Source organism: Streptomyces flavovariabilis (genome assembly GCF_000725785.1).
Lineage (GTDB): Bacteria > Actinomycetota > Actinomycetes > Streptomycetales > Streptomycetaceae > Streptomyces > Streptomyces hawaiiensis.
In genome coordinates, this window is sequence record NZ_JNXD01000009.1 from 147296 (window position 1) to 159428 (window position 12133).

Here is a 12133-nt window from a genome sequence, read left to right on the forward strand (position 1 = left end):
GATGGACCCATCGCTGCTGCTGGGTGCCTTCCCGCCGGACGTGCCACCAGGTCCGGTCGTTACCGTAATTGTCGCCGTAGGTCCAGCAGTGGCAGTAGGCCTCCTGCCTGGTGACCCGGCCCGCGGACCTGCTCGTACTGGACGAGCCGACGAACCACATCGCGCTCGACCTGGTCGAGGACCTCCAGGCCGCGCTCGCGGCATACCCGGGGGCGGTCGTCGCGGTCTCGCACGACCGTGCCTTCCGCGCACGTTTCGAAGGGGAGCGGCTGGAGCTGCGCGCGGGTCGCAGGCGTTGACCAGCAACGGAGGTGTGGACGGTTCCTCCCTGCTCGTACTCCTCGGCGCCGACGGCCGCCGACGGTGCTGACCCGGCTTCAGAGGCGCGCGCATTACCCTGAGTCCATGCGGCAGGGGGCGGCGGCGCAGGCGGGGGAGTGGCGGGACTGGCGGGTCGGTGACCGGGTCCTCGGGGTGTACGAGGTGACCGGTTCCCTCGGCCAGGGCGGCATGGGGCTCGTGCACCGGGTGCGGCACCTGGGGTGGGGCACCGATCTCGCCGTCAAGAGCCCGCGTCCGGCGGATCGCGTCTGCCGCCACCGCGATGCCTCCGGCGCCGCGCTGACACCCCGAGTCGCGGCGGTGGAGCTGCTCAACGTCATCCGTCCCACCACGGCACTGAGCTGGTTCGTGGCCTTCGCGGCGCACGCCCTGCACCGTTGGCCCGAACACAAGGAGCGGCTCCGGTCGGGCGAGACGGGGTTCGCCACGGCGTTCGCCCATGAGGTCCGCCGCTTCTACCCCTTCGCCCCGTTCCTGGGTGGCCAGGCCGCCACCGACCTGACCTGGCACGGCCGCCACGTCCCGGTCGGCGGCCTCGTCCTGCTGGACGTCTACGGCCAGAACCACGACGAACGCCTGTGGAAGGACCCGTACACCTTCCGCCCCGAACGTTTCCTCGACCACCCGCCCGGCCGGGACGAACTGATCCCCCAAGGCGGCGCGGACCCTCGAACCGGACACCGCTGTCCCGGCGAGGCCATGGCCGTCGGCATCCTGGAGACGCTCTCCCAGCGCCTGGCCGACCTGAGCTACGCCGCTCCGCCGCAGGACCTGACCATCCCCCTGAACCGCATCCCCACCCGGCCACGCAGCGGAATGATCATCCGAGTGATCGCGTAGCACGGGTCACGGCCCCCACCGCCCAGCGGTAGTCGTAACCGACCGCAGAACGCCATGACCGACGGCGGATCCCGAAGGACGCTGACCGCCCGGCTGTTCAGTGCGCGGCATCAAAACCGCATAAAGATTGCCGGAACCAGGCAATGCCTCCCTTGGTCTCCCCGTGTGACGATGCCCGCGACAACGGGGGAGGGCAAGGAGAGGCGGTGTGCACGGATGGCCTGGTTGCTCGGGCTCGGCATTGCGGGGGTCGTCCTCCTTGCCCTGTCGTTCGTCCTCGACGGCGTGATCGAGGGGCTGTTCGACGGGGTTGCCGTGCTGGAGGGCGTCGCCGACGGGCTGCTGTCGCTGCCCGTGATCGCCGGGTTCGTCTCCATGCTCGGCTTCTCCGGGGCGATCGTCCTGGGGACCACCGGGCTGAGCGCGGCCGGGGCCACGCTGATCGGGGTGCCGGCCGGTGCCGTCACCGGCTGGTTCGCCTACCGCCTGAGCCGGGCGCTGATGAACGGATCCTCCGGAGACGCTCCGCGCGACGACGACATGGTCGGTGTGTCCGGCTCGGTGGTGACCGCCATCCCCGCCGGTGGCTACGGCGAGGTGCTGGTGCACCGGGCCGGGCACCTGGTGAAACTCTCGGCGAAGAGCCCGGTTGCCGTGGCGCGGGGAGCCGAGGTCTGGGTCGAGCAGACACTGTCGCAGTCGGCGGTCTCCGTCCGCCCGGTGGAGCGCTGACCCGGCGAAGCCGCTCACTCCTTCCGGCAGCGCACCGGCTGTGCCATCGCGCCGCTCACCTTCACAACCCTTACCGAACGCCGTCCTGAGGGAGGGCTGAGGGGACAACACCATGAGTTCTGTCATTGTCGCGGTCGGAGGAGTCGTCGTACTCCTCGTGCTGATCGCGCTGGTCGTCGTCAGCCGGTACAAGGTCGCCGGTCCGAGTGAGGCGTTCATCGTCACCGGGCGGCGCGGCAAGCAGGCCACCGATCCGGAGACCGGACGGGTCTTCACCGACAACAGCGGTCAGAAGGTCGTGGTCGGCGGCGGAGTCTTCGTCGTGCCGTTCGTGCAGCAGAAGTTCACCCTCGACCTGTCCTCCCGGCACATTCCCGTCGCCGTGCGCGGCGCGGTCACGCTGCGCGGAGTGAAGGCCAACCTGGAGGGCGTCGCGATCGTCAAGGTCGGCGGCAGCGAGGACGCCATCCGGGCCGCCGCACAGCGATTTCTGATGCAGCAGGACGGCATCGTCGGCTTCACACAGGAGGTACTGTCGGGCGCCCTGCGCGCGATCGTCGGCCGGATGTCGGTGGAGGACATCATCCGCGACCGTGCCGCCTTCGCCGGGCAGGTCGCTGAGGAGGCCGAGGCGAGCCTGTCCGGGCAGGGCCTGGTGCTGGACGCCTTCCAGATCCAGGACATCACCACCGAGGGCTCCTACCTGGAGGACCTCGGCCGACCGGAAGCCGCCCGCGCCAAGCAGGAGGCCGACATCGCCGAGGCGGTCGCCCGGCGCGCCGCCGAGCAGGCCCGGCTGAAGGCCGAAGAGGAAATCGCGATCGCCCAGCGGACCTTCTACCTCAAGCAGGCCGAGATCAAGGCCGAGACCGACGAGGCCGCCGCCCGCGCGGACGCCGCCGGCCCGCTCGCGGAGGCGGCCCGGCAGCAGGAGATCCTCATCCAGCAGGAGAAGGTCGCCGAACGGCAGGCCGCCCTGACCGACCGCCAGCTCGACACCCAGGTCCGCAAGCCCGCCGATGCCCAGCGCTACGCCGCCGAACAGGAGGCCGAGGCCAAGCGGGTGGCGCGGGTCAAGCAGGCCGAGGCGGAGAAGTCCGCGGGTATCGCGGACGCCCAGGCGGAGGCCGAGCGGGCCCGGCTGACCGGCGAGGGCGAGAAGCAGCGCCGTAGTGCGCTGGCCGACGCCCAAGCCATCGAAGGGCTCAAGGAGGGCGAGGCCGAGAAGGCCCGGCGCGCGGCCATCGCGGAAGCGGTCCGGCTGGAGGGCGAGGCCGAAGCGGCGGCGATCGGCGCCAAGGGCGCGGCCGAGGCCGAGGCGATGCAGAAGAAGGCCGACGCCTTCGCCCAGTACGGCGACGCCGCTGTGCTGCAGATGCTGGTGGAGGTGCTGCCCCAGGTGGTGGCCAAGGCGTCCGAGCCGCTGAGCGCCGTGGACAAGATGACCGTCATCTCCACGGACGGCGCGAGCCAACTCTCGCGCACGGTCGCCGACAATGTGGCGCAGGGCGTCGAACTCCTCAGCTCCACCACGGGAGTCGATCTTGCCGAGTTGCTGAAGGGCCTCACACAAGGCCGCGGCGCGGCGCAGCCCACGACCCCGTCGGCTGCCGAGGCGAACGGGAAGATCCAGATCGGCTGAGGCCGGGAGGAGCGGTTCAGGGGCCCGCGGCATCGAGCCGCCGGGCTCCTGAACCACTCCGTGCTTGCGGACTCGCCTGGTACGACTCCAACCAGCGGACGCACACAAGACGGGGCCCGCATCGGGTGATCTCCAGCGAGCAGCGAGGTCACCTCCGCACTACAGGGCACGACCTCAGCGGGCTCACGGCAGGGCGGCGTTAGGCAACGGAGACAGGGGGTACCGATGACAGTTACGACGACATCGACCACGCCGACGCGATCGCGCTGTTCGGGCACAACATCGCCCCGCCCGCGCCGCGAACGAGACGACCGTCGCCGACTGGGATCCCGTTTCCAAGCAACCACTGTTCAAGACCGCCGCGGCCGCGCTGCACCGCGTGGAGCACGCCGACGGCAACACCGCCCCGGCACCGACCACCACCGCCTCCGCTCCGAACCGCACCGACGCCGTACCCGCCACGACCGGAGGCCCGTCCGCCCTCGCCGTGCAGTCGGCCGACGCCGGCCGGGACAACCGCAGGGAGGGCACAGCGTGAACGGCCTCGACCTCGTCCTCCGCGCCCTGCACCACGGCGAGCAGCACCTGGCCGGGGAGCTGACGACGGTGGCCCGGCGCCACCGCACCGACCACGAGGTCCACCACGTCGCCACCGACCTCGCCCACTGGTCCCGCGAACACGCCCCGGGCCTGGCCGACACCGGCCAGGACCGGGGTCGGCACCTCGGTGATCCAGCGGAGGACCACGCCCCGGGCCTGCTGCCGGCGGTGCGGGAGAAGGCCGCCGAGGCGCTGGGACACCGACCGGAACCCGCTCTGCTCCTCCTGCGGGATCTGCGGGATCTCCATGTGGCAGCCGCGCAGAACTCCCTGTACTGGGAGATGCTCGCGCAAGCCGCGCAGGCCACCAGGGACGACGAACTCCTGGCCCTGGTCTCCGCGTGCCATCCACAGACGCTGCGGCAGATGCGCTGGACCAACACCATGATCAAGAACCTCTCGCCCCAGGTCCTGTCGAGCCTGTGACGCAGGGCCTCCACTGATCACGGGACGCCGTGTCAGCCGGTGGCGGGGTGCGGTACTCCGGCGAGGGACGCGACGCCCTTAGTCGGGCCGGCCCGGGGCCCGAGCCACTCGCACAGCAGGATGGTGGCATCGTCCTGCAGCTCGTTGCCGTGGTGGCGAAGATGGGCGCGGATGAGGCGGCGGAGGGTTTCGGGGACGGTGAGGCCGTCGCTGTGGTGGCGGATCAGGAAGTCGATGAAGCGGGTGAGCCCGAACTCCTCACCGTCGGGGGTACGGGCTTCGGTGATGCCGTCGGTGTAGAGGACGAGGCGGTCACCGGGCTGGAGCTGCTCGTGGCAGAGCGTGGTGGGCAGACGCAGATCGGTACCCATGGGGTGTGCGGGCGGACAGCGCAGGAGGGTGGTCCAGCGTCCGTCCCGGATCACGACGGGGGGATGGTGGCCACGGTTGACCCAGGTCAGCATGCCGGTGGAGGTGTCGAGGTCGGCGAGGATGCCGGTGACGTAGCGGGTCCGGCCGAACTGTTCGAGCACCACCCGCTCGATGGCGTCGCCGAGGTCGGCGAGGCCCGTTCCCTGCCTGCGGTGGTTGCGGCAGGCACCCATGGCGAGGTTGGCGGTGAGGCCGGCCGAGGTGTCGTGTCCCATGGCGTCGAAGACCGACAGATGGACGACGTCGGCGGCGGTGGCGTAGTCGTAGGCGTCCCCGCTGACCTCGTACGCGGGCTCCATCACGGCACCGATGACCACCCGGTGGTCGGCGTAGGTGCGGGGCGGCATCAGCGTCCACTGCATCTCCGCGGCGACGTTCATGGGCTGCAGGCGGGTCAGGCGGGCATGGGAGTCACTGGTGTCCCGGCTTCCGACCACCAGCATGGCCACCAGCGAGGAGAGCGCCATCATGTCCTGGCGGACGTCCTCCCCGTCCTCGCCGGGGGAGGCCAGGTACATCACCCCCAGGCGTTCGGTGCCGTCCAGGAGTGGGATCCACCATCCCCGCAGCCCGTCCCCCGTGTCGGCGATGGGCACGATGAGCCCGTACTGATAGGCACGACCGGCGACCGTTCCCTCGACCGACAGCTTCGCCTTGCCTTCCGGGGCGCCCTCGGCGGCGTCCAGTCCCCTGCCGGTGAGCAGCCGCAGCACGTCGCGCTGCAGATCTCCGAGGTAGATGAGCGCGTCGGAGAAGCCCGCCGCCGCGGCGTGTTCGGCCACCCGCGACGGCAGGCGCTCGAACGCCATCAGATGGCTCTCTTCCAGCAGCCCCGTCAGCATGCGCCGGACCGCGCTGTCCCGCTGCGTCACGAGACACCTCCCTACGCCTCACAGTCGCGATGTCGCGCTCGGCTACGTCTCCCCTCTTCGCGGCCGACAGGCAGGGCAGCTCGCCGATGAGGCAGACGGTGGCCCGGTCGGGGCCGAACCCGCAAGGCGCGTCCGGCCGAGGACGTTTGATGTCGCCGCGCTCCCTCGCGGTAGAGCTTCGGAGGATGACGGCGGGCGCGGTGCCGTCGCGGATCGGCACCCGGGCAGGGCCGTGCCGATCGGCGCACGGGCCCGCAGTGCTCAGGTGCCGTAGGCAGCCTCATCATGCAGCGACGGGGCCGTCAGGACGGCTCACGGGTGCTCGGGTTGCTGATCCGGTGGGACCCCTCCGCCTTCCCCTCCACCTTTGTCGCCCTTGTCCGTGCCGTGGGCACTGCGGCCTTTCGCCTCGCTCTCCCGGGCCTTGATCTCACCGCTCTGCTGTGGCGTGCTGCCGCCCTTTTGACTACGTCGCTGCTCTGGTTCCTGGGGATTGGACATGTCGGGTACCTCGCTCGCGTCTGAGGTCGTTCTCGTCGACGAGTTCCCGTGGGGGCCCGCCCGAAGCATGGGGTCGTGCCAGAGGTGCACGTGCCCAGCTCTGGCCGTGCGCGCTGTCTGTACTGGGGATGACAGAGGCCATGCCGCGCCGACTGACGTGTCGGTGTCGAGGTGGTGGCCGCGCTGGAGATTTTCTCCGGAGGATGGACTCCGACGCCCCGGTGGCACGGCACGACGCCCACGACGGGGCCGACGGGCCTCATGAAGGAACGTAACGCGGTGACTTCCGATCAAGCCCACGACGGTTCTGCCGTCATGCAGTGGCTGCTGGAGACCCAGTCGCTGGAAGACTTCCTTCAGTCTCTGGTCGACGCGGCGCTGGCTCTGACCGACACCGAGGGTGCCGGCGTGACGATCGAACGCGATCAGCGGCCTCCGACCGTGGCCAGCTCCGGCCCGCCGGTGCTGAAGCTGGACGAGAAGCAGTACGGCCAGGACGACGGCCCGTGTCTGCAGTCCGCCCGTACCGGCCAAGAGGTCGCCGTCGACGACATGCTCAGGGAGACCCGCTGGAGCGACTACCCGGCCTACGCGGCGGCCTGCGGAATCCGCTCCTCGCTCTCCCTGCCGATCGCTGCCCGCACCCACACCGTCGGTGCCCTGAACCTCTACGCGGGCCCACCCCGGGCGTTCGAGGCCGCCGATCTCAGCGCCCTGCGTTCGCTGGCCGCGCAGGCCACCGGCGCCATCGCTCTGGCTCAACGCATCGCCGATGCGCAGGCTTTCGCCGAGCAGATGCAGAAGGCGATGCAGTCGCGCGGCGTCATCGACCAGGCCCTCGGGGTGGTCATGGGCCAGCGCGGCTGCACCGCCGACGAGGCCTTCGGCATCCTGCGCTCCGCCTCCCAGCACCGCAACATCAAACTGCGCGACCTGTGCACCGAACTGATCACCAACCTCACCGGCCGGCCCCCCACCACTCCTACTTGGACAGGCCCGGAGCGCTGAAGGACGGTTGCGGGCGAGGCAGACCATCCGACCGTCGCTCGGCCGGCAGACGCACTGACGGCCACCGGGCGTAGCCGTGACTGACAGGCGGATGGCTAGGATCATCGGATGCCGAGGCCGACCGCAGGAAGCGCCGTACCCGTGGGCAGAGCCCGCACAGTCGCTCAGGTGTACCGACACTTCGGTGAAGTCGACGCCGCCGAAACGTCGCCGCTGTACGAGCGCGTCGCCGTCGCCCTGAGTGAGTCCGACGAGGCGCTGCGCGCCATCGAAACGGCTCCGGCGCGTAAGCGGCACCCGACGGTGATCCTCGCCGCGCTGCACGACCTCGCCCTCGCCGGACGCGCCCCGGCGCTTGCCGCGGCCTATGCCGCCGCGGACGGCGACGCTGCCGCCCGAGCGGCGATCGACACACTGCTGCGCATGACCGACTCCGTCGTGTCCATCGCCGTGCGCCGCCGGATACGGGCCGACGAGACAGGACGCTGCGCCGTGCTGTATCCGGCCATTGCCGAGGCGGCGCGCCGAGTAGGCGCGCATGCGGTGGGGCTGATCGACGTGGGCTGTTCGGCCGGGCTCAATCTCCATGTCGATCGCGTCGCCGTCACGTACGGCAACGGGCAATCGCTGGGCGACGCGTCATCTCCCGTACAGCTGTCGTCTTCGATCGTGGGAGACCGGCCCGTCCCGACGCGGGCGATGCCCGAGGTCGTCGCCCGGGTCGGCGTCGACCTCGATCCGGTCGACGTGACCGACGCGGATGACGCCCGCTGGCTACGCGCATGCCTGTGGCCGGATTCGCCCGGTCACCCGGAGCGGGTCGCAAGGCTCGAAGCGCAGACGGCACTGGCAGCGACGGCACCTCCGCTGCTGCTGCGAGGTGACGCCGTCGAGGTGTTGCCCGACGCCTTCGCCCGTGTGCCCGCGGACGCCCTGCCGGTCGTCACCACCACGTGGGCGCTGTCGCACTTCTCGCTCGAGCGCCGCCTGCGGTTCCTGCACCGCCTGGACGAGGCGGCGGCCGGCCGGGCGGTGGCGTGGGTGTCAGCGGAAGGGGTCGGAGTCGCGCCGGCGATACCCACACTCGGCGACCGCCGCGCCTCCGGCCACAGCATCATCGGCCTGGCGGTGTTCGACCAGTCGGCCCTGCGCGCCGAGGCCGTCGGCCGCTGCTGGTCGCAGGGCCGCTTGCTGGCGTGGCTCGCAGACTCCCAGGCCGCGCGAATGCTGTGAACGCCCCGCTGTGCGTGCGTAGTTGAACGCGTCCCGGCGAACTCGGCACCGTGGGTGGCTTCGTCCGTGAGTGGTTCGGTCTCTCAGATCTGGTTCAGGCCGCCGTCGACGTACAGGCTGGAACCGGTGATGAAGCTGCTCTGTCCGCAGGCGGAGAAGGCCACGGCGGTGGCGATCTCCTCCGGGCGCCCGGGCCGGCTCAGCGGCACACGCGCGGCCAGGTGCTGGGGCTGCTCCGGGGCGGTCATGACGGCGCTGCACCGGTTGTGGTCGGGCAGGCGGTGCACACATGACAAGCTGTCTTCTCCAGTGCCCGAGCCCAGGAGGTCGCCATGGCCGAAGAGTCTCCATCACAAGAAGGTTCGGAGTCGGCTGACGCCGAGAGCCCTGCCCTCTCGCCCGACGAGAACGGCCAGTACGACCTGAAGCGCAAGTTTCGGGAGGCCTTGGCACGTAAGCGCGCCAAGCAGGCGGACGCCGCCGAACTCGCTGCGACCACCGACACGTCGAAGGTCCGCGGCGCGCACGGCCCGGCTGCGAACCAGCGGTCGTTCCGACGCAAGAGCGGCGGCTGAGTCCAAACGGTTCAGATGAGACTCGGCAGGACACAGCCCGGCAGCCACGCCGATGAGTTGGGCTGGGTCCTGCCCGGGTGACGACCCCCATGGCCTACAATTAATCATCTGTGGAAGATAATTCTTCGGAAGATGAGTGATGGCTGACCTGAAGCAGCTGTACCGGGAGCTGGTCTCGCTGGAGATCGAGCTGTGGAACGGCATCGAGGGCAGGTTGCGGGCCGAGTACAACCTGCCGCTGACCTCGTTCGAAGTGCTGCATCTGCTGCTGCGTCGGCCCGGGCCGCGGATCCAGGACATCGCGGAGGAGTTCTCGATCACCGTGGGCGGCACGAGCAAGGTCGTCGACCGCTTGGAGGCGGCGGGCCTGTGCAAGCGGCGCGCCAATCCGAACGACCGCCGTTCCTCGGTCGTCGAGCTGACGTCTGAGGGACGGAAGCTGGTGGACGGAGCGCTGAAGGTCTTCGAGGACGAGCTGGAACTGCGGATCGGGTCGGTGATTCCCGAGCAGTCCGTGCGCGAGGTGACCTCGGTCCTCAGCACGCTGCGGGCGGCCGGGCGAGCCCTGGACGCGGAGCGGAAAGCCGCCGGGCAGACGCCGACGCCGGGGATGCGGGCGCCGAAGCAGCCCGGCCGACCGGCATCGTGAGCCGCCCCCATCGGCCCACAGGTCAGTCGGCGATGCCGTCGAAGGCGATGACCTTGTCGATGCGGCCCCGCACCAGGATGTTGCCGGCGCCGCCGTTGCGCACGGCGTATTCATCGGCGCGGTCGTCGCCCATGTAGCGGGCGCCGAGGCGTCCGCCCCAGCGCAGCATGTCGCCGGGGTCCTCGGAGATCTCGGCGCGTCCGCGGAGCAGGACGAACGCGTACGGTGGCCGGTCCTCGTCGACGCAGAGGGCGAACCGTCCGTCACGGACGAGGTTGCGGCCCTTGACCCCGTCCTTCTCGGTGGTGAGCACGACGTCGTCGCCGTCGAGGAGGAACCAGACCGGTGTCACATGGGGGCTGCCGTCGACGCGGACAGTCGACAGCTTGCCGGTGCGGGTGCCGTGCGCGACGAACGCCCGCCACTGCCCGTCGGTCATCTTCCGCATGCAGGCGCCTTTCGCGTTCGTTCACGTTCGTTGGCGTTCGTACGGCTCGACTCCTGGGTGTCCGAGGGCCATCGGCCTCGGACACCCAGAGATTCAGCCCCAGAAGGCGTCTTCGGCCACCGGGTCGCTGGAGAAGAGCCACATCTCGGCGATCTTGCCGTTCTCGATGCGCAGGACGTCGACGCCGTCCATGCTCATCGACGCGCCGTCGTGGCGGCCGGTGAAGTGGATGGTGGCGGCGACCAGGTCTCCGTTGCCCATGAGGGTGTGGATCTTGTCGATGGCGAAGGTGCCCTGGCTGGTCTCCATCATGCTGCCGAGCATCTGGAAGACGGCGCCCCGGCCCTTGTGCTCGCCGGAGAACTGGTTGGCGCCGGGCTGGTGCCAGACGATGTCGGCGTCGAGGAGTTCGCCGACCGTGGCCATGTCTCCGCTCTGGACGGCCTGGAAGTAGGTGCGGGCGATGTCGATGTTCGCTCTGGTCATGTCGCTTGCTCCTTGGTTCCTCGTGCGGGGTGGTGGCTATCGGGCGAAGTCGAGACGGTCGGCGAGGCCGGCGTCGGTGAACGCGGTCTCGATCTCGTGTCGGCCTTCCTTGAAGTGGGCCCAGCTGTCGAAGTGGGCGGGGACGACCCGTCGGGCGCCCAGCAGCCGCACTGCCTGAGCGCCCTGGGCGCTGTCGAGGGTCAGCAGGGCGTTGTCGAAGGCGAAGGCCATGCGGGCGCCGCCGAGGAAGAGGACCGCGGTGTCGACGGGAGCGAACCTCTCGGCGATCTCTTCGACGTGCTCCAGTGCGGCGTTGTCGCCGCTGACGTAGACGGAGGGCAGGTCGTCGGAGGTGAGTACGAAGCCGACGACGTCTCCGGTGACCGGTTCACAGCCGACGGGGCCATGCCGGGCGGGGACGCCCGTGACCGTGACGGTGCCGCCGTCGGGCCGCTTGAGCGCGGCGGTCTCCCAGAAGGCCAGCCCCTGTGCGTTGCCGCCCAGACGACCGGCGCCGCTGACCGTGGTGAACACGACCGGAACCTCGGGCAACAAGGCGCGGCCGGCGTTGTCCAGGTTGTCGTCGTGCGTGTCGTGGGAGAGCAGGACGGCGTCGATGCTGCCCAGGTCGGCAGCGGTGACGGGCGCCGGGTCGGTCTTGACGAGCTTGTGGTCGCCGGGGAGGGGCATGGGGTACTCACCGGGCGGGTCGAAGGTGGGGTCGGTGACGAACCTGAGTCCGCCGTACTCGATCACGGTGGTCGGGCCGCCGTGGACACGGACGGGGATCATCTCGCTGGTGGCGCTGGCGCCGGGCATCGGTAAACCTCCAGGCGGTGAACAGGGGAGACGCGGCCCTGCGGGGCCGGTCAGGCGGCGGGTACGGAGAAGACGCCGAAGTGGTTGCCGGCGGTGTCCCGCAGCCGGGCGAAGGTGAAGCCCGCAGCGTCGGAGGCCGGTTCCATGAGGACCTCGGCGCCGAGCTCCCGGCCGCGCTTGACGGTCGCGGCGACGTCCTGGACGAGGACGTAGAAGATCGCGTAGTCGGGGAAGCCGCCCTCCGACTCCCACACGCCCCCGGCCGGCTGCTGGGCGCCCGGCGTCATCACCGAGTGGTAGGTCACGCCGGGGGTGTTGGTGTTGAGGACGTACTGCCAGTCGAACAGCTCGCCGTAGAACTCCTTGACCTTCTCCGGCTGGTCGGTGCCGAACTCGAACCAGGCGACCGTGTTGAAGGCGGGAACGGTCATGACACTCACTCCTTATGCCCCCGGTGGGGGAGATGTGACTCTTTGCGGCAGGCCCGATCCAGGCGGTGACCAGCAGGGCGCGGGCGGGGCGGCTTGC

Annotated in this window: 13 protein-coding genes and 3 pseudogenes; 10 read left to right on the forward strand and 6 right to left on the reverse strand. The window is 70.3% G+C overall.

What is annotated here, in order from left to right; genetic code table 11:
- Positions 1-107: 107 nt before the first annotated feature.
- From IO24_RS0117630 to IO24_RS0117655, 6 genes and pseudogenes are all read left to right on the forward strand, one after another.
- Positions 108-299, forward strand: a pseudogene (locus IO24_RS0117630) (ABC transporter ATP-binding protein); the annotation flags it as partial.
- A gap of 283 nt (positions 300-582) precedes the next feature.
- Positions 583-1182 (forward strand): annotated as a pseudogene (locus IO24_RS0117635) (cytochrome P450); the annotation flags it as partial.
- A gap of 216 nt (positions 1183-1398) precedes the next feature.
- Complete coding sequence (locus IO24_RS0117640) at positions 1399-1914, forward strand: hypothetical protein (protein WP_031136809.1); 516 nt, start codon at positions 1399-1401, stop codon at positions 1912-1914.
- A 112-nt stretch (positions 1915-2026) separates the two neighbouring features.
- Positions 2027-3556 carry a flotillin family protein gene (locus tag IO24_RS0117645; RefSeq protein WP_031136810.1) on the forward strand — a complete coding sequence of 510 codons (1530 nt, stop codon included), beginning with the start codon at positions 2027-2029 and terminating at the stop codon, positions 3554-3556.
- 286 nt (positions 3557-3842) lie between these two features.
- Positions 3843-4094: pseudogene (locus tag IO24_RS43065) on the forward strand (hypothetical protein); the annotation flags it as partial.
- Positions 4091-4582 (forward strand): hypothetical protein, encoded by a 492-nt coding sequence (locus tag IO24_RS0117655; RefSeq protein WP_031136812.1) that lies wholly within the window; start codon positions 4091-4093, stop codon positions 4580-4582. The pseudogene IO24_RS43065 and the gene IO24_RS0117655, both read left to right, overlap by 4 nt.
- A gap of 32 nt (positions 4583-4614) precedes the next feature.
- Here IO24_RS0117655 and IO24_RS0117660 read toward each other — a convergent pair whose 3' ends face one another.
- Entirely contained in the window at positions 4615-5856 is a 1242-nt protein-coding gene (locus IO24_RS0117660; RefSeq protein WP_045296392.1) for a PP2C family protein-serine/threonine phosphatase, read from the reverse strand.
- An 810-nt stretch (positions 5857-6666) separates the two neighbouring features.
- Here IO24_RS0117660 and IO24_RS0117670 point away from each other — a divergent pair.
- Both IO24_RS0117670 and IO24_RS0117675 read left to right on the forward strand, forming a co-directional pair.
- A complete protein-coding gene (locus tag IO24_RS0117670) occupies positions 6667-7395 on the forward strand; it encodes a GAF and ANTAR domain-containing protein (RefSeq protein WP_031136818.1) in 729 nt (242 codons plus the stop codon).
- Positions 7396-7563: 168 nt separating this feature from the next.
- Positions 7564-8628 carry a DUF2332 domain-containing protein gene (locus IO24_RS0117675; RefSeq protein ID WP_208861332.1) on the forward strand — a complete coding sequence of 355 codons (1065 nt, stop codon included), beginning with the start codon at positions 7564-7566 and terminating at the stop codon, positions 8626-8628.
- A gap of 83 nt (positions 8629-8711) precedes the next feature.
- On the opposite strand, the gene IO24_RS0117680 is transcribed toward IO24_RS0117675, so the two are convergent.
- Positions 8712-8915 carry an SDR family oxidoreductase gene (locus IO24_RS0117680; RefSeq protein ID WP_031136820.1) on the reverse strand — a complete coding sequence of 68 codons (204 nt, stop codon included), beginning with the start codon at positions 8913-8915 and terminating at the stop codon, positions 8712-8714.
- 45 nt (positions 8916-8960) lie between these two features.
- Between IO24_RS0117680 and IO24_RS0117685 the strand changes: the two genes are divergently transcribed.
- Both IO24_RS0117685 and IO24_RS0117690 read left to right on the forward strand, forming a co-directional pair.
- A complete protein-coding gene (locus IO24_RS0117685) occupies positions 8961-9203 on the forward strand; it encodes a DUF5302 domain-containing protein (RefSeq protein WP_031136822.1) in 243 nt (80 codons plus the stop codon).
- Between the two features lie 139 nt (positions 9204-9342).
- Positions 9343-9852: a MarR family winged helix-turn-helix transcriptional regulator gene (locus tag IO24_RS0117690; RefSeq protein ID WP_037667977.1), complete on the forward strand. Its 510-nt coding sequence runs from the start codon at positions 9343-9345 to the stop codon at positions 9850-9852.
- A 22-nt stretch (positions 9853-9874) separates the two neighbouring features.
- Here the strand turns inward: IO24_RS0117690 and IO24_RS0117695 are convergent, their stop codons facing one another.
- The 4 genes from IO24_RS0117695 to IO24_RS0117710 form a co-directional block, all read right to left on the reverse strand.
- Positions 9875-10300 (reverse strand): PPOX class F420-dependent oxidoreductase, encoded by a 426-nt coding sequence (locus IO24_RS0117695; protein WP_031136826.1) that lies wholly within the window; start codon positions 10298-10300, stop codon positions 9875-9877.
- 93 nt (positions 10301-10393) lie between these two features.
- Entirely contained in the window at positions 10394-10786 is a 393-nt protein-coding gene (locus IO24_RS0117700) for a nuclear transport factor 2 family protein (protein WP_031136828.1), read from the reverse strand.
- 36 nt (positions 10787-10822) lie between these two features.
- Positions 10823-11605 (reverse strand): MBL fold metallo-hydrolase, encoded by a 783-nt coding sequence (locus IO24_RS0117705; protein ID WP_031136829.1) that lies wholly within the window; start codon positions 11603-11605, stop codon positions 10823-10825.
- Between the two features lie 50 nt (positions 11606-11655).
- Positions 11656-12036 carry a VOC family protein gene (locus tag IO24_RS0117710; RefSeq protein WP_031136831.1) on the reverse strand — a complete coding sequence of 127 codons (381 nt, stop codon included), beginning with the start codon at positions 12034-12036 and terminating at the stop codon, positions 11656-11658.
- Positions 12037-12133: the final 97 nt, after the last annotated feature.

Bases quoted from the DNA above. Each gene is read 5' to 3' on its own strand.
- IO24_RS0117640 (WP_031136809.1), top strand. From the start codon at position 1,399: ATGGCCTGGTTGCTCGGGCTCGGCATTGCGGGGGTCGTCCTCCTTGCC.
- IO24_RS0117645 (WP_031136810.1), top strand. From the start codon at position 2,027: ATGAGTTCTGTCATTGTCGCGGTCGGAGGAGTCGTCGTACTCCTCGTG.
- IO24_RS0117660 (WP_045296392.1), bottom strand. From the start codon at position 5,856: ATGCTGACGGGGCTGCTGGAAGAGAGCCATCTGATGGCGTTCGAGCGC.
- IO24_RS0117685 (WP_031136822.1), top strand. From the start codon at position 8,961: ATGGCCGAAGAGTCTCCATCACAAGAAGGTTCGGAGTCGGCTGACGCC.
- IO24_RS0117690 (WP_037667977.1), top strand. From the start codon at position 9,343: ATGGCTGACCTGAAGCAGCTGTACCGGGAGCTGGTCTCGCTGGAGATC.
- IO24_RS0117695 (WP_031136826.1), bottom strand. From the start codon at position 10,300: ATGCGGAAGATGACCGACGGGCAGTGGCGGGCGTTCGTCGCGCACGGC.
- IO24_RS0117700 (WP_031136828.1), bottom strand. From the start codon at position 10,786: ATGACCAGAGCGAACATCGACATCGCCCGCACCTACTTCCAGGCCGTC.
- IO24_RS0117705 (WP_031136829.1), bottom strand. From the start codon at position 11,605: ATGCCCGGCGCCAGCGCCACCAGCGAGATGATCCCCGTCCGTGTCCAC.
- IO24_RS0117710 (WP_031136831.1), bottom strand. From the start codon at position 12,036: ATGACCGTTCCCGCCTTCAACACGGTCGCCTGGTTCGAGTTCGGCACC.